A 16,393-nucleotide genomic window follows, 5' to 3' on the forward strand; every position below is an offset into this window, starting at 1 on the left:
TCCAGTGAGGGCTACAGAGCCTTGGCGGCTTGCTCGGCAAAGCGCTGTCTGCAAAGGGTAGTTGCTGTGACGCGTCGCTTGTGCCATTTGCCGCCAGACTGTGTGCCTGAAACCGGGAATGGGAAACGGGTCAAGTGCACCCGCCACGCATTGTTCAGAAGAGCCCGAGGAATTTCTTGCGCTTCTTCAGGGAGGCTTCACAGCTATTCAGCTGGCGCTGGTATCTCTGTGCACGGGCGGACACTTTGTGCGCCACATCCTTCAGCCATTTTTTGTTGCGGAAGGTGCGGCGGTTAAAACCGCCCTGGCCCTCGTGGTAGGCGAGGTACAGGTGGTAGGTATCACCGGGCTTGATGGTGCACTGGCGCTGACTGGTGTTGTGATACCAGCCGACGAAGTCGATGGCATCGGCAAAGTCGTCGCGGTCGGCACCGTAATTGCTGGTGGCGCGCTGGTAGCTGCGCCATGTGGTCCCCAGGGCCTGGGGGTAACCGTAGGCGTCGGATGGCCGCGGGCCGGGGAAGATCCACAGGATGGTTGTGCGCGGGGGCTTGGCATCGTGCACAAAGCGGGATTCCTGGTGCAGCGTGGCCATCATGCCGGCGATGGGGGTGTTCCACTTGCGCGCGGCTTTGGCGGCGTCGTGATACCAGTCGTCCTTCTCCCGGAAGATCTCGCAGATATCGTCGGTATTGCTCGGCGGGGCGGTGGCGCAGCCCGCCGCCAGCAGGGGCAGGGCGAGCAGCGCCAGCTTCGCGTATTTATTCTTATTCGGCATCGGTTCGCATTCAGACCTTGGATTTTACGGTTTTGACACCGTCCTCGGTGCCCAGCAGCAGCACATCCGCCGGCCGCGCGGCGAACAGGCCGTTGGTCACCACGCCGGTGATGTTGTTGATCGCTTGTTCCAGCTCGATGGGTTTGTAGATGTGCATATTGTGCACGTCGAGAATGACATTGCCGTTGTCGGTGGTCACACCTTCCCGGTATACCGGGTCACCACCCAGCTTGACCAGTTCCCGCGCGACAAAGGAGCGCGCCATGGGAATCACCTCCACCGGCAGCGGGAAGTTGCCCAGTACTTCCACCCATTTACTGTTGTCGGCAATACACACGAACTCGTCGGAGCAGGCGGCGACGATTTTTTCCCGGGTCAGCGCGGCGCCGCCGCCCTTGATCAGTTCCAGCAGGGGGTTGGTTTCATCGGCGCCATCCACGTAGACGCGGATACTGTCCACGGCATTGAGGTCGTATACCGGGATACCGTGGCTCTTGAGGCGCTCGGCAGAGGCCTCGGAGCTGGCGACGGTGCCGTCGAACAGGCCTTTCTTCTCCGCCAGGTAGTCGATGAAGTGGTTCGCGGTAGAGCCGGTACCGACGCCGACAATGGTGTCCGCCTCGAGCATCGGGGTGATGTATTCCACCGCCGCGCGGGCGACGTCGCGTTTGAGTTGGTCCTGGTCGATGGGCTGTTTCATGGGGGGAGGTGCGTCCTTGTGCAATTTTTGCCATCAAAATACCCGCTTTCGAATATTTTTTTGCGCAAAAGTGGCTTTAAAGTAGCTTTGCTGCTGTGTAGCGATTAGACTGGCGGGCCCTGATTCATCCACCGGCTGCCGATTTCTGTCATGCCCAAGTCTTATATCAAGCGCATTTTAGACGCACGTATTTACGATGTCGCCACTGAAACTCCGCTGGAGCCTATGCGCCAGCTGTCTCACCGCACCGGCAACCGCATTCTGCTGAAGCGGGAAGACCTGCAGCCGGTGTTCTCGTTCAAGGTGCGCGGCGCCTACAACAAACTGCTGCAGCTGCCACAGGAGCAGCGCAGTCGCGGCGTGATTGCGGCCTCTGCCGGCAACCACGCCCAGGGGCTGGCCCTGGGCGCCCAGCAGCTGGGGGTGCGCGCCACTATCGTGATGCCGTCAACGACCCCGGCAATCAAGGTGAACGCGGTGCGGATGCGCGGTGCGGAGGTGGTGCTGCACGGCGATACCTTCGACGAGGCCGCGGCGCGGGCGAAGCAGCTGGTAGAAGAGCGCGGACTGGTGTTTGTGCACCCCTATGATGACCCGGATGTCATCGCCGGTCAGGGTACCGTGGCGATGGAGCTGTTGCGCCAGCATCCGGGCAACTTGGATGCGGTATTTATTCCCGTGGGTGGCGGCGGCCTGGCGGCGGGGATGGCCACGTATATCAAATATGTACGCCCCGAGATCAAGGTGTACGCGGTGGAGCCGGAGGATGCCGCCTGCCTGAAACTGGCGATGGATGCCGGCAGTCGCGAGCGTTTGCCCCAGGTAGGCCTGTTCGCCGACGGCGTGGCGGTGGCGCAGATCGGCGAGGAGACCTTCCGCATACTGCGCGAGACCATCGACGGCGTGATTACCGTGACCACCGATGAAATCTGTGCGGCGATCAAGGACATCTTCGAGGACACCCGCTCCATTGCCGAGCCGGCGGGTGCCGTCGGCCTCGCGGGGCTGAAAAAATATGTGGAGCAGAGCGGCAGCCAAAATGCGGCCCTGGCCACGGTATGCAGCGGCGCCAATACCAATTTCGACCGCCTGCGCTATATCAGCGAGCGCACCGAGATCGGCGAGAAGCGCGAGGCGGTACTGGCGGTGACCATTCCCGAGAAGCCCGGCAGCTACCTGCAGTTCTGCCGCGACCTCGGCGACCGCTCGATCACCGAGTTCAACTACCGGTTTGCCAACGGCGGCGAGGCGCACATCTTTGTGGGCATGCAGGTAACCACGGATGGGGACCGCCAGCAGCTGTTGCAGCAGCTGGGGGACGGTGGCTACCAGGTCACCGACCTCACCGACAATGAGATGGCCAAGCTGCATATCCGCCACCTTGTCGGTGGCCGCGCGCCGGGTATCGACAACGAAGTGGTCTACCGCTTCGAATTCCCCGAGCGCCCCGGCGCGCTGCGCAAGTTTCTCGAGCAGCTGGCGGGGCGCTGGAATATCACCCTGTTCCACTACCGCAACCACGGTGCGGCCTACGGCCGGGTACTGGTGGGGCTGGAAGTGACGCCGGCAGAACGCGGCGAGCTGCGGGAACTGTTGGACCAGCTGCACTATCCGTTCTGGGATGAAAGCGAAAACCCGGCGTACCGCTTCTTCCTCTCCCACGGCGCCTGATTTGCAGGCGCCCACAGCGGGCGGCCGCGTGGGGCCGGTAGCGGGGCCCACACTGGGGAAAGGTGCGCCAGTCGGCAAAAATTGCGGTGGGTAGATCACAGTGGGCGATCTGTCGAACTTGCAATTACCAAATTGTGAGGGTTGTCTCAAAAAAAAGAGCTTGACGGGTTACTATTTGGCCACTGATCGAGTATCTTTTGATCGGTCTTTGGGCAGTTAGCGTTGGCAAAGGTCGCCGTTTGTTCGGGGAACTTTACAAATCTAAACAGTCTAAGGCTCCAGACCGGCGGCGCAGATCGCCGGCAGATACGAGAAAAACTGAAAACTACAAGAATTCAGCTCTTACAGGATGGTCCCATGAAACCCGATGCATTGACACTCGCCGTAGTTGTCTTTGTCGCGGGAGTACTGCTGAGCAGTGCCGGTCTCACCGATGTGTTTTCCTCTGAGCAGGAAGATGCACCGGCAGCACTCCAGCAGGGTGTGGTTACTCGCTAACCCCACTACCCGCGCGCAGAAATGCCAGAAAAGCCGAACCCCCGGGTTCGGCTTTTCTGCTTTCTGGGGGACGCAAAGTGGCTGCCGGCCGCGGTTGCCGGGTCAGCGGCAGCGGTACAGCCGGCGATCCGTGGCCACCACCGCCAGCGGGATATCCCAGCTGTCCACCGGGAGAAAATCCACACACTGCAGCTGGTGCGCCACGCCGATCAGTTTCGGGCCACTGCCGGGCAGGCGGTGCTTGAACGCGAAGGTGCGGTCATAGAGGCCGGCGCCCATGCCCAGGCGGCCGCCCCTGGGGTCGAATGCCACCAGTGGCAGCAGTACCAGATCGAGGAAGTGGGGTGCTCGCGGCTCGTTGTGCGGTTGGCCCACCAGCGGTTCGGGAATGCCGTAGCGGTTGCGGTAGCGCAGCGCCTCGCCTCGCCAGCGGTGAAAACTGAGCTGCTGGCGGGGGTTGCGGGGCAATACCGGCAGGTAGAAGCGTTTGTCGGCAAAGCGCTGTAACAGCGGACGCAGGTCCACCTCGCCATCCATGGGCCAGTAAATGCCGATATGTCGTGCATTTTGCACCTCGGCGCTGAGTGCCAGGCGGGTGCACAGGCGGCGACTGGCGGTGCGCTGCTGGTGGATCGTGAGCGCGCGGCGTGCGGCGCGCATGCGGCGGCGTAACTGGGGTTTGGAAAAGCGGCTGGTAGTCACCGGGGCTTGCGAGCCTTGCTGAGAATTCTGTCTGGAATCTTGCATTGGATACTGCTGCGCTCGGTGTTCTGCAGCGGGAGGGAAATTAAAGAGCCCCGAAGATGCGGCTGGTGACGTAGCCTTGAACCGTAAGGTTCAAGGTGGCGGCCTCCGGGATGCATTAGGCTTTCCGCTGCATGGCGGACTTGCACATCAGCACCCGCTGGAAACCTCCAGGGTGATATTATCGGCTCGAGGACATAGTCAACTGGCCAACACTCCAGGGCCTGACAGAGTATAACGCTTGGGTTGTGAAAAGGCTAAATGGGTTTTCCCGGCAAAATTGCCTGTAGTGCAATTGTCAAGAACAGGCGGCGGGAGTGGCCACAAAAGAAAAAATCGTTGACTCAGATATCGTCGAACTTGCTCAGCGCGGCCTGCACTTTTTCATGCAGGCGATCAATCATCTGTTCTTCCACAGGCTGACGAGCCAGCTCCGCTTTGGCCTGGATCAGTTCGTGGGCAATATTGAGTGCCGCCATCACCGCGATGCGTTCCCCGCCAATTACCGAGCCGCTGTTGCGGATGCGCGCCATGCGTTCGTTGAGCAGTTTGGCGGACGCCTGTAGTCCGGTCTGCTCCTCTTCAGAGCAGGCAACCCGATACTCCTTGTCGAGTATGGTTACAGCCACCGTGGCGGAATTGGAGGGTTTACTGCTCATTGGTTGTCTTGGCCAAGCCCTTTCAGGCGGTTGATCATGGTTTCAACCCGGGTGCGGGCAACTTCGTTGTTTTTTATCAGCCGCTGGCGCTCGCGCTGCCACTCGCCCTGCTGCTCACGCAGTGTGCGATTATCCGCAGCCAGCTGCTGGACCTGGTCGATCAGCGAGTCCAGCTTGAGTTCTAACGCCTGTATTTTGTCCATGTTTCCTGCGTCTGCGATTTGCCGCCTACCCCTGCGGCAGTTGTGGGGCGGGGCATGCAGTGATGCCGCCCCTGTGCACCACCTCGCGCTCAGCCCGCGCGCTAAACGGATGCGCTATCGCCTCGCGCCCGCTGCAAAGATTGCATGGTGAGGCGGTTAATACCGGTACTGCGACTGTCAGCAACCGGTGATTCCGCTACTATATTGCTGGCGAAATTGGGGGTCAATTGTCCCGCGCAAGGGGTCTGTCACAATTTCACCAGATTGCGGAAAAATCGCACATTCGCCTGCGTTTTTTTCGGCCAGTTGCGGAATCTGTCCTCCGCTACTGTCAATGTGTCACCACAGGAGTAGTTTATGGCTGCAGCGGATAGCCAGTTTGATCATCTCGCCAGCCAGGTTCTGGCCGCCGGCGGTAAGGTCGGCCCCAGCGAATTGCACGGCTTTATTTGCGGGCTTCTCGCCAGCGGCGCGCGCCCGCAAAAATCCCGCTGGCAAAAAGAGCTGGCGGAGTTTCTCGACCTGGATGCAATGCCTGCGGACCTGCAGCGCGACAGCCTGCAACTGGCAGAGTCGAGTCTGCAATCATTGTCCGACAGCAGCTTTTCTTTCCAGCCGTTGCTTGCCGGCAGTGACGACCTGGCGGAGAAGGGCCAGAGCCTGTGTCTCTGGTGCCAGGGCTTTCTGCACGGCTTTGGCCTGGGCAATTATTCCGGTGAGTTGCTGCCCACCAGCAGCGAAGCCCTGAAAGACCTGACGGAAATTTCCCAGCTCGACGCGGAGCAGATGGAAACCACCCCGGAGCAGGAGGCGCAGCTGTTTGAAGTGCAGGAATATGTACGCATGGCGGCGCTGAATATTTTTGTCGAATGCAGCGGGCCCGCGGACAGTGCGCACAAACGCGGCGACGGGCACACGGTGCACTGATGGCAATTTCCCGCGCGGAAACTGCGCGTCGCCGCCAGCGCCTGCTGGAATCCCTGCCGGAAAACAGCCTCGCCATCGTGCCGGCGGCGCGGGAGCAGCTGCGCTCCCGCGATACCTATTTTCCGTTCCGCCAGGACAGTGATTTCAGTTATCTCAGTGGATTTTCCGAGCCCGAGGCACTGCTGGTGCTGATGCCCGGGCGGGCCCAGGGCGAGTCTCTGCTGTTCTGTCGCGAGCGCGATGCGGAAAAAGAGCTGTGGGACGGCCCGCGCATGGGGCCGGAGCAGGCGGTGGAAAACTGCGGGCTGTGCGATGCCTTCCCCATCGGCGACCTGGATGACATTCTTCCCGGGTTGCTGGAAGGGCGCGATTATATTTACTACACCATGGGCCGCTTTCCGCAGCTGGATCGCCGCCTGCAGCATTACCTGTCCAGCATCGACAGCGCTCCCGGTAGCAGCGGTGCACCGGAAATGGTCAGCCTGGATCCGTTACTGCACGACCTGCGCCTGTTCAAGAGTGCGGCGGAAATCCGTCTGATGGCGCGGGCCGCGGAGATCAGTGCCCAGGCCCACAGTCGCGCAATGGCGGCGTGCAAACCGGGCCTGTGGGAGTACCAGCTGGAGGCGGAGTTGCTGCATACCTTTATGGCCAACGGTGCCCGTGAACCGGCCTATCCGAGCATTGTCGGCGGCGGAGCCAACGCGCTGGTGATGCACTATTGCAGCAACAGGGCGCAGTTGAAAAATGGCGATCTGGTACTGATCGATGCCGGTTGTGAATACCGCGGCTACGCCGCGGATATTACCCGCACCTTTCCCGTCAACGGCCGATTCAGCGGTGCGCAGAAAGCGGTGTATGAAATCGTCCTCGCCAGCCAGCAGGCAGCGATCGAGAACATCGTCGCCGGCAACGACTGGGATCACCCGCACATGGCCAGCGTCAAGGTCATTACCGAGGGCCTGAAAGATCTCGGCCTGCTGCGCGGCAGTGTCGACGGGCTGATCGAATCCGGCGCCTATCGCCGCTTTTACATGCATCGGGTGGGACACTGGCTGGGAATGGATGTACACGACGTGGGTGACTACAAGGTATATGGCCGCTGGCGCCAGCTGGAGGTCGGCATGGTGATGACGGTGGAGCCGGGTATTTATATCCATTCTGACGAGGCAAAAGTGCCGGAAAAATTCCGCGGCATCGGTATCCGTATCGAGGACGACGTTGCGCTGCTGAAGGGCGGCGCACAGGTGTTGTCGGCAGCCGCACCGAAAACGGTGGCGGATATCGAATATCTGATGCGTTCCGGTGAACTGGTTCAGGAAGCGCTGTTATGAATGATCCGCAAAACAATAGCCCGGAAAAGCGGGATTCTGTCCAGCCGGGTGCGGCACACAGCTGCGACGTGGCGATCGTGGGTGGCGGCATGGCCGGGGCCAGCCTGGCGCTGTTGCTCGCGCACCACTGTCCCGCATTACGAGTGGCCCTGCTGGAACAGCACCCGCTGCGGGGGCCCGGGGCGGCGATCGAGCTGCCGAGTTTCGATACCCGCGCCACCGCGATTGCCGCCGGCAGCCTGCAGATTTTTGCCGAGTTGGGGCTGTGGCCGGCGCTGCGGGAATATGCCGCGCCGATCCGTCAGGTGCAGGTGTCCGATCGCGGGCACACTCTCGGGGTTTCCCTCGATGCCCGGCGGGAAAAGGCGGCCAGTTTCGACGGCATGCTGGGGGCAGTGATCGAAAATGCCGCCCTCGGGCCGGTGCTGCACCGCGCGCTGGCGGCAACCGCGACGCGGGTGATCGCGCCCGCCGAGGTTGCCGGTGTGACCATGCAGGCCGACGGCACACTGTTGCGGTGGCGCGGCGAGGGTGAAGAGCGGGGCGAGCAGACGCTGCACGCCCGGCTGCTGGTGGTCGCCGACGGTGTCGATTCCCCCCTGTGTCGCAGTCTCGGTATAGAAACCCGCGAAGTGCACTACCAGCAGCGCGCGCTGGTCACTACCGTAGGGTTACAGCGGGACCACGCCGGTGTCGCCTTCGAGCGCTTTACCGACAGCGGGCCCATGGCCCTGCTGCCGCTGCCGAAGCGCGATGGCATGCACCGCGCGGCGCTGGTGTGGACCTGTGCCGAGGACGCCGCGGACCAGATTGCGGGCCTTGCCGAGGCGGATTTTATCCACCGGCTGCAGCGGATTTTCGGCTGGCGCGCCGGGCGCATCCTGCGTGCGGGTTCCGTCAGTGGCTACCCGCTGAAGCTGTCCCTGGCCCGCGAGCAGGTACGACGCGGGGTGGTGCTGGTGGGCAATTGTGCCCACTTCCTGCACCCGGTGGCGGGGCAGGGGTTCAACCTGACCCTGCGGGACTGCGACGGGCTGGCGCGGGCGCTTGCCACGCGCGCCGAACAGCTGGCCCGCGGGCAAATTTCTCCCGGGGAGCTAGACTTATTGCAGACTTATTGGCGCGAACGTCAACAAGACCAATTGCTGACCATCGGCTTCAGTGACCGGATTCCGCCGCTGTTTGCGGCCCGCAACCTGTTTGCCCAGGGCGCGCGGCAGGCCGGTATGCTGGGGCTCACCCTGGCACCGCCGCTGCGGGCTGGCTTTGTGCGCCAGGCTGCGGGTCTGGCGCTCTGATTCGACCTGCATTCCACAATTACCTGCATTCTTAAATTAGTTGTTATCGGGGAGCGACCGCCTATGAACAGACAGCGAATGGACGTCACCATCGTCGGTGGCGGCATGGTGGGTACCGCGCAGGCAGCACTGCTGGCCGTACGCCACCCGCATCTGCGTATTTCGCTGCTGGAAGCGTCGGATATGGACCCGGTGGTAAAGCCCGATGCCTACGATGCCCGAGTAGTGGCGCTCACCGAAGCGTCGCGGGAGCTTCTGGAAGAGGTGGGGGCCTGGCAGCTGATAGCCGGCAAGCGGGAATGCCCGTATACCCAGATGCGGGTGTGGGATGCCGATGGCACCGGTTCGGTGTATTTCGACTGCCGCGATGTCAAACTCCCCAACCTCGGGCATATCGTCGAGAACAATGTGGTGCTGCAGGCTCTGCGGGAGCGCATCGAGGCGCTGCCCAACGTGGAACTGGTGACCGGGTTCAAGCTGGAGAGCTGGTGGCGCGACTGCGGCCTGTGGCACCTGCAGTCGCGGCTGCACGATCGCAGTGACGACGATGGTCTCGGCGAGGAATCGCCGGTGCTGACCACGCGCCTGCTGATCGGCGCCGACGGCGCGCGCTCGCGGGTGCGCGACCTGTTGCGCATCCGCACCCGGGATGTGGAATACAAGCAGACCGCACTGGTGTGTGTGGCGCGCTGCGAGCAGTCGCACGAGTCCACCGCCTGGCAGCGCTTCCTAAGCACCGGTCCGCTGGCATTCCTACCGCTCGCGGGGCTCGGTGACGACAATCACTGCGCGGTGGTGTGGTCGGCGGACGACGAGCTGGCGCGGGAGCTGATGATGCTCGACGACAAGGCCTTTGCGCTGTACCTGGAAAAGGCCTTCGAGAGCCGCCTCGGCGGTATCGAATCGGTCAGCGAGCGCTTCTCCTTTGCGCTGCGCGCGCGGCATGCGGAGGCCTATTACGGTCCCGGTGCGGCCCTGATCGGCGATGCCGCCCACAGTATCCACCCGCTGGCGGGGCAGGGGGTGAACCTCGGCCTGATGGACGTGCGGGTGCTGACCGAGGAGATCGACCGCGCCCTCTCACGAGACATTGCGCCGTCCCACGCCTCCGTTCTGGCGCGCTACCAGCGCCGGCGCCGCGGAGAGAACGCGGCCACTCTGAAAGCCATGAGTACCTTCAAATCCCTGTTTGGCGCCGGGGATCTGCACTGGCGCTGGCTGCGCAACACTGGCCTGAGCATGGTGGATGCGAGCCCGCTGCTGAAGAAGCGCATCATTATGCGGGCCATGTCGATTTAAACATGTGCGCCTGGCCGGGGAATCTGTCACCGAACCTCTCACGGAAAAGCGCGGCCGATGTTGCCGCGCTTTTTTTTCTGGCTCGCACACGCGGCCTGTCGCAATTCGCTGCAGCCGGCTATCGTCCCGCTGCGCAAAAATTTGTTAGAGTCCTCGCGCAATTTTTCATTCTCAGCGCTGCTGCCTGCAAGGTTTTTGGCAGCGGTCACCAGGTACAGGGGCGCACCGTTGAGTGAGTGGGTAACCGTCTGCGAATTTTCCCTGCAGGACGATCTTTCCGAAGTGGCGGCGTTTATCCAGCGCCACCAGCTGCCCTTGCGTATCAGCGAAGAGCGCAATCGCCAGCAGGTCGCGAGCCTGGTGCCCCAGCTGGTGGAGCCCATGCGCCAGTTGCTGCAGCGTTGGCAGGCGGGGGAAGTGGACCTGTCGCAGATTTCGGTGCACGTGTACGAAGAGCAGCAGGCGGAAGCGGCTGCACACCCTGAAGACTCGGTCGCGAACAATGCTGGCGAGGCCGCGGACTCTGTTGCGGATGCCGGGGCAAGCGAAGCGCAGCCCGCACCGGAAGTGCCACCGTCGGCCATCCCCCAGTGGCGCCTGGGGGAAACACCGCTGTGTATCCTGCTGATAGCGCTGTGTTTTATCGGCTGGTTGCTGTTGCGTCAGGGGTGGGCGGAAATGCTGGTGATCTTTCCCCAGCAGCCGGGGGATTTCAGTTTCGAGCGCTCGTCCCTCGCCTGGCACCTGGCACAGGGGGAATACTGGCGCCTGTGGTCGCCGGCAATGGTGCATTTCTCGCTGCCTCACGCGCTGTTTAACAGCCTGGGTATCTGGATTATTGGTCGTTCGCTGGAGGCCCGCGCGGGCAGCCTGCTGTTCGCACTGCTGGTTGTGGTCAGCGCTCTCGCTTCCAATCTGGTGCAGTACTGGTGGTCGCCCCATGTGCTGTTTGGTGGCATGTCCGGCGTGGTCTATGCGCTGGTGGGGGCGGCGTTCGTGATTCAGCGCTGGCAGCCGGCGTGGCACGACGTACCCGGTTCCATCATCTGGCTCGCGGTGGTGTGGCTGCTGGTGTGCATGAGCGGCGTGGTGGATTATTTTATTCCCGGTGGCATCGCCAATGCGGCGCATCTCGGCGGCTTTGCCGCGGGCCTGGTCATGGCCTTTCTGTTTTGCCTCGCGGGTGGCGCGCGCCGTTTTGCACCGGCAGAGCCCGGCCCGCAGCGGGACCAACGGACCTTCTGATTCGCCATGTTACTGCTGATCATTTACGTACTGATAGCACTGGGTTTTTCGTTTCTTTGCTCCATTGCCGAATCGGTCATTCTCAGCGTGACCAAACCGTATATCAGTCTGCTGGAGCGCGAGGGGCACGCCGCGGGCCGGGTACTGCGCCGGCTCAAGGATGATATCAACGCGCCGCTGGCCGCCATCCTCACCCTCAACACCATCGCCCACACCGCTGGCGCTGCCGGTGCCGGCGCACAGGCCGCGGCGGTATTCGGCAGCCACTACCTGGGGCTGGCCTCCGCCGTGCTCACCCTGTTGATCCTGGTGTTCTCCGAGATTATTCCGAAAACCCTCGGTGCGCTGTACTGGCGTCAACTGGCGCCGGTCACCGCTTATTCCCTGCGCTACCTGGTATGGGTACTCAAACCGTTCGTGTGGCTGTCGGACTGGCTCACCCGCGGCATGGCCAGGGGGCCCACACTCACCGGATTCAGCCGCGAAGAGTTTGCCGTGATGGCGGAGCTGGGGGAGGCGGAAGGCCAGCTGGAGCGCCGCGAAACCAGTATTCTGCACAATCTGTTTTTTACCCTGCGCGATCACACGGTGCGCGAAGTGATGACACCGCGCACCGTGGTGTTTTCCCTGTCCCGCGACCTCACCGTGGCGGAAGCCTATCCCGAGGTGGAAAAAAGCCGCTTTTCCCGTATTCCCATTTTTGAGCAGGGCGACCCGGACCTGGTGGTGGGCTTTGTGTTGAAGCAGGACCTGCTGCTGGCGTATACCCGCGGCGAAAGTGAAACACCGCTGAAAAACCTCGGTCGCGAGCTGTTGATGCTGCCGGAAACCGCGGCCATCTATCAGGTGTTCCACAAGATGCTGGCGCGCCGGGTACAGATCAGCGCGGTGGTGGATGAATACGGCAGCCTGGAGGGCCTGGTCACCCTGGAGGATATTCTCGAGACCCTGCTGGGTGAGGAAATCGTCGACGAGGCGGACAAGACTCCGGATCGCCAGGAACTGGCCAAACGCCTGTGGCGCTGGCGCTCCAGGCGCTACGGTCTGCGGGTGGATGAGGATGCCACCTCGGAACTGGAGCTAGCGGAGGAAGACGGTTCCATACACGACGACCCGGCAGCGGATTCGGGGTCACCGGCCCCTGATACCGGGGACGGCAAGCGCGACGATTCAAAAGACTAGGGAACATCCACCCGGGCCAGGCATCAAAGGAAATAGCTGCTGTTTCCGACGATCCGCCAGATCCATTCGTCGCACACGACTTGAAAAATACCCCTGGCGGACGGATAAAGCAGGGAGAGGAAGATTTCCGAATAAATATGGGCGAGTGATCGTGCGTTTAGGTATTCTGCTGATATTGCTGCAATCCGTGCTGCTGTGTGCCGAAGGGCGCGCGGAGCCGGCAGCGGTGCCGCTGGATTACGCTGACGCGCAGGTCGGCATGCTGGCCCCGGATCGCGACACCGCCGAGCCGGATGAACCGGATCCACAAGCGGTTACCGTCGACCGTTACACCTTCCGCGCGGCCACGACCGCGGTAGTTCCGAGTTGCAATTCCTACCATCCTGTCTCCGTCGCGCGCATCGCGCACACCATTCGCGGGCCTCCGGTCCGGCAATAAATTCTTTCTGTTATCGAATCTGATACCGGCGGCTGTCCGCTTTGTCGCTGGTATCACCCGACCATCCGGGTTGCTGGCGTTGTGCGTGCATTGCCGCAACCGGAACAAGAGATTTATTGCCATGAAAAAACTTACCCTGACCCCGCTTGCCGCTGCGGACCAGCTGGTATTCCCGGAAGAATTCCACGAGCTTTCCCTGGATTCCCCCGCGCTCCGGTTCCTGACCGATTTCAAGGAACATCACCCGGCGGTACTGACTGCCAACATGTCCGCCCTGGACGCGGCACAGGTGCTGCGCACCGCACACATGGCCTCGGCCCTGGTGATGAATCATCGCGGAGAATTTATCGGCATGCTCACCGCGGAAGATGTCTCCTACCAGCGGGTGATGCAGTGTGTGGCAGCGGGTATCCGCCGCGGGGATTTGACCGTGGGCGATCTGATGCGCAATCGCGATCGCCTGCAGCAGCTCAATTACACAGAACTACAGAGTGCCAGTATCCGTGATGTGCTGGAAACCCTGCGCCGCAGCGGCCAGCGGCACTGCGTGGTGGTAGACACCGAGCAGCACCAGGTGCGCGGCGTGATCAGCGTTGAGGATGTGGCGGCGCGCCTGCACATGGAGTTTCCCATCGACGCCCCGGCCAACTTCGCCGAACTGCTGCGCGAAGTGGCGGCGGTGCACTGAGTTCCGTGATCCGCCGTCGACGCTAATCTGCCGTGACCGGCCCGACCGCGGCCCGCTCAGCGGGCCGGGTCGATATTTTCCCCGAGGCTGTTATTGACCCGGAACCAGCCGGTTACGCTGTAGCGGCTGCGGTGACTGGTGAGCACCTCGTGGGGAAACTCTTCCGAGAGAAAGACCACCATCTGCCCGAAGCGGGGCGCCACCTTCTCGATCACCTCATCGCTGCCGGGTGCATAGATCTGCAGCTCGCCGCCGTCTTTTGGCTGCCAGTTGGGGGTCAGGTACAGCACCGTGCTGACAATGCGGTTGGTACTGCCCTTGAACGCGTCCAGATGCTTCTTGTAAAAGCTGCCGCAGTCATAGCGGGCGTAGTGGCACTCGTAGTCGAACAGCCCCAGGAACAGGCGCCGGTTCAACCCCAGGCGCAGGGATTCGGCCCAGTTCAGGTAGGCCGCCACCGCGGGGTTGCTCCTGTCGAGCCAGAAAATCTCGTCGGTGCGCACAAACTGGTTCACCTGGTGCTCGCTCTCGCGGCCGATGCCCGCGCTCTGGAAACGCGAGCGGTCGATGGAGCGGAAGTGTCGCAACAGAGCCCCCAGCAGTGCCGGCGGCAGCGGCGCGGGCAATACGATATAGCCGGGGCCACGCAGGGCATCGGCGATGCGATCCAGCGGATCGTCGCCATCGGGGCCGCGGCGCCAGGCGTCTTCCGCGGCGGAAAATACAGCGTTCAAACAGGGCAGGTCCAAACAGGTGGCCGGAGTGGCCGCTAACGGGGAGGTTGGCCGGGCTTGGGCTTTCCAGCTTGCGCGCGGGTGGTCTTTATACTGCCGCTGGCCCCCGTGCGCCAGAAAAAAATACATGGCTGGGTAGAGGCTTACCCCGCTGCCGTCAGGTCCCAGCCAGTCAGCAGTACGGCGATGGTCACGCCGCCCACCAGCAGGTTCATGGGAATGCCCACCTTCAGGTAGTCGGAGAAACGGTAGCCGCCGGGGCCGTACACCATCAGGTTGGTCTGGTAGCCCAGGGGCGTGGCGAAGCTGGCGGAGGCCGCCATCATCACCGCGAACATGAATGGCTCCGGGTTCAGCCCCGCGCTGCCGGTAATCTGCAGCACAATGGGCACCATGATGATCGCCGCCGCATTGTTGGTGACCATCTCCGTCAGTAGCGACACACACAGGTAAACCAGCACCAGCATCAGCCACGGGTGCCCATTCGACAGCTGGATTACCGAAGCCGCCACCGCGGCGGCCACCCCGGTTTTCTGCAGCGCCACACCCAGCGCAAACGACGCCGCAATGGTAATCAGCACCGGCAGGTCCAGGCTCTTCTGCGCCTGGTTCACCGAGCAGCAGCGGGTCACCAGCATTGCCCCGGCACCGATCAGCGACGCGTTCAGCATACTGATCAGGCCAGTGCCGGCGGCCAGCACGATCGCGATCAGGATCAGCCACGAGGTAAGCCCCTTCTCGTGCCGCGGGCTCTCCGCCTCCAGGTCGTTGATCAGCAGGAAATCCTTGCTGTAGCGCTGGCGCAGTACGAACCCCGGGCGCGCCTCCAGCAGCAGCGAGTCACCGGCCTTGAGCTTGGTACTGCCCAGGTTGCCCGCCACCCGCTGGCCATTGCGCGCAACCGCCAGTACCGCCGCGCCGTAGCGCTTGCGAAACTGGGCGTCGCGGATACTGTTGCCGATCACCTCGCAGTGGGGGGACACCACCACCTCCACCAGGCGGCGCTCACTGAAATCCGGCTTCAGCGGGATGCTGGTGTCGTGCTCCTCCGACGGCACAATGCCGCGCATGCGCAGCAGGTCGGAGATGGCTTCGGTTTCGCCGGCGAATACCAGGCGGTCGCCACCGCGCAGCACCTCTTCCGAACGCACCGGTGTGATCACCCTGTTGTCGCGCTCGATTTCCACCAGGTACACCCGGCGCAGGCCCCGCAGGCCCGCGTCTTCCACCGTGGTGCCCGCCAGCGGACCGTCGCTGTCTACGGCCACTTCCAGGGTAAATTCCCGCAGGTTGCCGAACGGGCGCTTCTCGCGGCGGTCCGGCAGCCAGCGTGGAAAGAAAATCAGCATAAAGGCGATGCCCACCAGCGCCGCGGGCAGGCCCACGGCGGCAATGGAAAACAGGGAGAAACCGTCGTTACCGGTGATGGACTGGTACTGGCCATTCACCACCAGATTGGTACTGGTGCCGATCAGGGTCAGGGTGCCGCCGAGAATGGCGCCGTAGCTCAGGGGGATCATCAGCTTCGACGGCGCTATGTCGATGCGCTTGGCCCAGGAGTTCAGTGCCGGGATCATGGTGGCCACCACCGGCGTGTTGTTCAGGTAACCGGACAGGGCCACCACCGGTGCGAAAATGCGCAGCATCGCGGAGCGGGCGGTGGTGGGGCGGCCGAGCACGTTTTTTACCAGCATGTCGATGCCGCCGGAGGAGTGGATGCCGGCGGCGACCACAAACATGGCGGCGACGGTAATCAGGCCGCTGTTGCTGAAGCCGGACAGGGCCTCGCCGGGGGTAAGTATCCCGGACACGCTCAACAGGGTGAGCGCAGCCATCATCACCAGATAGGCCTGGATGCGGGTGAAGATCAGTGTGGCCAGTACGGCGAAGACGAGAAAAAGGGAAAACCAGCCAGACCAGTCCATATTTTGTGCGCAGTTCCTGTTCAGTGTCGGCTAAAGCTACTGGAATCGCTTTAGTGCCAAAAGTTATTT

General features: G+C 62.5%; 17 protein-coding genes and 1 other RNA gene. 10 read left to right on the forward strand and 8 right to left on the reverse strand.

The window, feature by feature from the left end; all coding sequences use genetic code 11:
* Positions 1-154 precede the first annotated feature (154 nt).
* Together QZ511_RS03385 and rpiA are read right to left on the reverse strand one after the other, a co-directional pair.
* On the reverse strand, positions 155-778 hold the full coding sequence (locus QZ511_RS03385; protein ID WP_295798959.1) for a hypothetical protein: 624 nt from the start codon (positions 776-778) through the stop codon (positions 155-157).
* A gap of 10 nt (positions 779-788) precedes the next feature.
* Positions 789-1,466 carry a ribose-5-phosphate isomerase RpiA gene (rpiA, locus tag QZ511_RS03390; RefSeq protein WP_295799041.1) on the reverse strand — a complete coding sequence of 226 codons (678 nt, stop codon included), beginning with the start codon at positions 1,464-1,466 and terminating at the stop codon, positions 789-791.
* 162 nt (positions 1,467-1,628) lie between these two features.
* Between rpiA and ilvA the strand changes: the two genes are divergently transcribed.
* Together ilvA and QZ511_RS03400 are read left to right on the forward strand one after the other, a co-directional pair.
* Positions 1,629-3,149, forward strand: coding sequence for a threonine ammonia-lyase, biosynthetic (gene ilvA, locus QZ511_RS03395; protein ID WP_295798962.1), 1,521 nt, complete (start codon positions 1,629-1,631; stop codon positions 3,147-3,149).
* Positions 3,150-3,506: 357 nt separating this feature from the next.
* The gene (locus tag QZ511_RS03400) at positions 3,507-3,647 is read left to right on the forward strand and encodes a hypothetical protein (protein ID WP_295798965.1); all 141 of its coding nucleotides are present in this window, start codon (positions 3,507-3,509) and stop codon (positions 3,645-3,647) included.
* 102 nt (positions 3,648-3,749) lie between these two features.
* Here QZ511_RS03400 and QZ511_RS03405 read toward each other — a convergent pair whose 3' ends face one another.
* From QZ511_RS03405 to QZ511_RS03420, 4 genes are all read right to left on the reverse strand, one after another.
* Entirely contained in the window at positions 3,750-4,394 is a 645-nt protein-coding gene (locus QZ511_RS03405) for a 5-formyltetrahydrofolate cyclo-ligase (RefSeq protein WP_295798968.1), read from the reverse strand.
* A gap of 43 nt (positions 4,395-4,437) precedes the next feature.
* A non-coding RNA gene (gene ssrS, locus QZ511_RS03410) (6S RNA) lies at positions 4,438-4,618 on the reverse strand.
* Positions 4,619-4,735: 117 nt separating this feature from the next.
* Positions 4,736-5,050, reverse strand: coding sequence for a cell division protein ZapA (locus QZ511_RS03415; RefSeq protein WP_295798971.1), 315 nt, complete (start codon positions 5,048-5,050; stop codon positions 4,736-4,738).
* Positions 5,047-5,253, reverse strand: a complete 207-nt coding sequence (locus QZ511_RS03420) for a TIGR02449 family protein (protein ID WP_295798973.1) — start codon at positions 5,251-5,253, stop codon at positions 5,047-5,049. The genes QZ511_RS03415 and QZ511_RS03420 overlap by 4 nt, the downstream gene beginning before the upstream one ends.
* Positions 5,254-5,610: 357 nt before the next feature.
* Between QZ511_RS03420 and QZ511_RS03425 the strand changes: the two genes are divergently transcribed.
* The 8 genes from QZ511_RS03425 to QZ511_RS03460 all read left to right on the forward strand — a co-directional run bounded on the left by QZ511_RS03425 (position 5,611) and on the right by QZ511_RS03460 (position 13,665).
* A complete protein-coding gene (locus tag QZ511_RS03425; RefSeq protein ID WP_295798976.1) occupies positions 5,611-6,180 on the forward strand; it encodes a UPF0149 family protein in 570 nt (189 codons plus the stop codon).
* The gene (gene pepP, locus QZ511_RS03430; RefSeq protein ID WP_295798979.1) at positions 6,180-7,514 is read left to right on the forward strand and encodes a Xaa-Pro aminopeptidase; all 1,335 of its coding nucleotides are present in this window, start codon (positions 6,180-6,182) and stop codon (positions 7,512-7,514) included. The genes QZ511_RS03425 and pepP overlap by 1 nt, the downstream gene beginning before the upstream one ends.
* Positions 7,511-8,812 (forward strand): FAD-dependent monooxygenase, encoded by a 1,302-nt coding sequence (locus QZ511_RS03435; RefSeq protein WP_295798982.1) that lies wholly within the window; start codon positions 7,511-7,513, stop codon positions 8,810-8,812. Before pepP ends, QZ511_RS03435 begins: the two co-directional genes overlap by 4 nt.
* 63 nt (positions 8,813-8,875) lie before the next feature.
* On the forward strand, positions 8,876-10,111 hold the full coding sequence (locus tag QZ511_RS03440; RefSeq protein ID WP_295798985.1) for a UbiH/UbiF/VisC/COQ6 family ubiquinone biosynthesis hydroxylase: 1,236 nt from the start codon (positions 8,876-8,878) through the stop codon (positions 10,109-10,111).
* 228 nt (positions 10,112-10,339) lie between these two features.
* Positions 10,340-11,356: a rhomboid family intramembrane serine protease gene (locus tag QZ511_RS03445; protein ID WP_295798988.1), complete on the forward strand. Its 1,017-nt coding sequence runs from the start codon at positions 10,340-10,342 to the stop codon at positions 11,354-11,356.
* A 6-nt stretch (positions 11,357-11,362) separates the two neighbouring features.
* A complete protein-coding gene (locus tag QZ511_RS03450) occupies positions 11,363-12,538 on the forward strand; it encodes a hemolysin family protein (RefSeq protein WP_295798992.1) in 1,176 nt (391 codons plus the stop codon).
* 151 nt (positions 12,539-12,689) lie between these two features.
* Positions 12,690-12,977, forward strand: a complete 288-nt coding sequence (locus QZ511_RS03455; protein WP_295798993.1) for a hypothetical protein — start codon at positions 12,690-12,692, stop codon at positions 12,975-12,977.
* Positions 12,978-13,098: 121 nt separating this feature from the next.
* The gene (locus QZ511_RS03460) at positions 13,099-13,665 is read left to right on the forward strand and encodes a CBS domain-containing protein (RefSeq protein WP_295798996.1); all 567 of its coding nucleotides are present in this window, start codon (positions 13,099-13,101) and stop codon (positions 13,663-13,665) included.
* 56 nt (positions 13,666-13,721) lie between these two features.
* Here QZ511_RS03460 and QZ511_RS03465 read toward each other — a convergent pair whose 3' ends face one another.
* The gene (locus QZ511_RS03465; protein WP_295798998.1) at positions 13,722-14,399 is read right to left on the reverse strand and encodes a 2OG-Fe(II) oxygenase; all 678 of its coding nucleotides are present in this window, start codon (positions 14,397-14,399) and stop codon (positions 13,722-13,724) included.
* A 143-nt stretch (positions 14,400-14,542) separates the two neighbouring features.
* Positions 14,543-16,324 carry an SLC13 family permease gene (locus QZ511_RS03470; protein WP_295799001.1) on the reverse strand — a complete coding sequence of 594 codons (1,782 nt, stop codon included), beginning with the start codon at positions 16,322-16,324 and terminating at the stop codon, positions 14,543-14,545.
* Positions 16,325-16,393: the final 69 nt, after the last annotated feature.

Origin of the sequence: uncultured Microbulbifer sp. (genome assembly GCF_913055755.1) — a bacterium.
Classification (GTDB): domain Bacteria; phylum Pseudomonadota; class Gammaproteobacteria; order Pseudomonadales; family Cellvibrionaceae; genus Microbulbifer.

What these genes read in the sequence shown, in the direction of transcription:
- QZ511_RS03385 (WP_295798959.1), bottom strand. Translation starts at nt 778, where the DNA reads ATGCCGAATAAGAATAAATACGCGAAGCTGGCGCTGCTCGCCCTGCCC.
- ilvA (WP_295798962.1), top strand. Translation starts at nt 1,629, where the DNA reads ATGCCCAAGTCTTATATCAAGCGCATTTTAGACGCACGTATTTACGAT.
- QZ511_RS03400 (WP_295798965.1), top strand. Translation starts at nt 3,507, where the DNA reads ATGAAACCCGATGCATTGACACTCGCCGTAGTTGTCTTTGTCGCGGGA.
- QZ511_RS03405 (WP_295798968.1), bottom strand. Translation starts at nt 4,394, where the DNA reads ATGCAAGATTCCAGACAGAATTCTCAGCAAGGCTCGCAAGCCCCGGTG.
- QZ511_RS03415 (WP_295798971.1), bottom strand. Translation starts at nt 5,050, where the DNA reads ATGAGCAGTAAACCCTCCAATTCCGCCACGGTGGCTGTAACCATACTC.
- QZ511_RS03420 (WP_295798973.1), bottom strand. Translation starts at nt 5,253, where the DNA reads ATGGACAAAATACAGGCGTTAGAACTCAAGCTGGACTCGCTGATCGAC.
- QZ511_RS03425 (WP_295798976.1), top strand. Translation starts at nt 5,611, where the DNA reads ATGGCTGCAGCGGATAGCCAGTTTGATCATCTCGCCAGCCAGGTTCTG.
- pepP (WP_295798979.1), top strand. Translation starts at nt 6,180, where the DNA reads ATGGCAATTTCCCGCGCGGAAACTGCGCGTCGCCGCCAGCGCCTGCTG.
- QZ511_RS03435 (WP_295798982.1), top strand. Translation starts at nt 7,511, where the DNA reads ATGAATGATCCGCAAAACAATAGCCCGGAAAAGCGGGATTCTGTCCAG.
- QZ511_RS03440 (WP_295798985.1), top strand. Translation starts at nt 8,876, where the DNA reads ATGAACAGACAGCGAATGGACGTCACCATCGTCGGTGGCGGCATGGTG.
- QZ511_RS03450 (WP_295798992.1), top strand. Translation starts at nt 11,363, where the DNA reads ATGTTACTGCTGATCATTTACGTACTGATAGCACTGGGTTTTTCGTTT.
- QZ511_RS03460 (WP_295798996.1), top strand. Translation starts at nt 13,099, where the DNA reads ATGAAAAAACTTACCCTGACCCCGCTTGCCGCTGCGGACCAGCTGGTA.
- QZ511_RS03470 (WP_295799001.1), bottom strand. Translation starts at nt 16,324, where the DNA reads ATGGACTGGTCTGGCTGGTTTTCCCTTTTTCTCGTCTTCGCCGTACTG.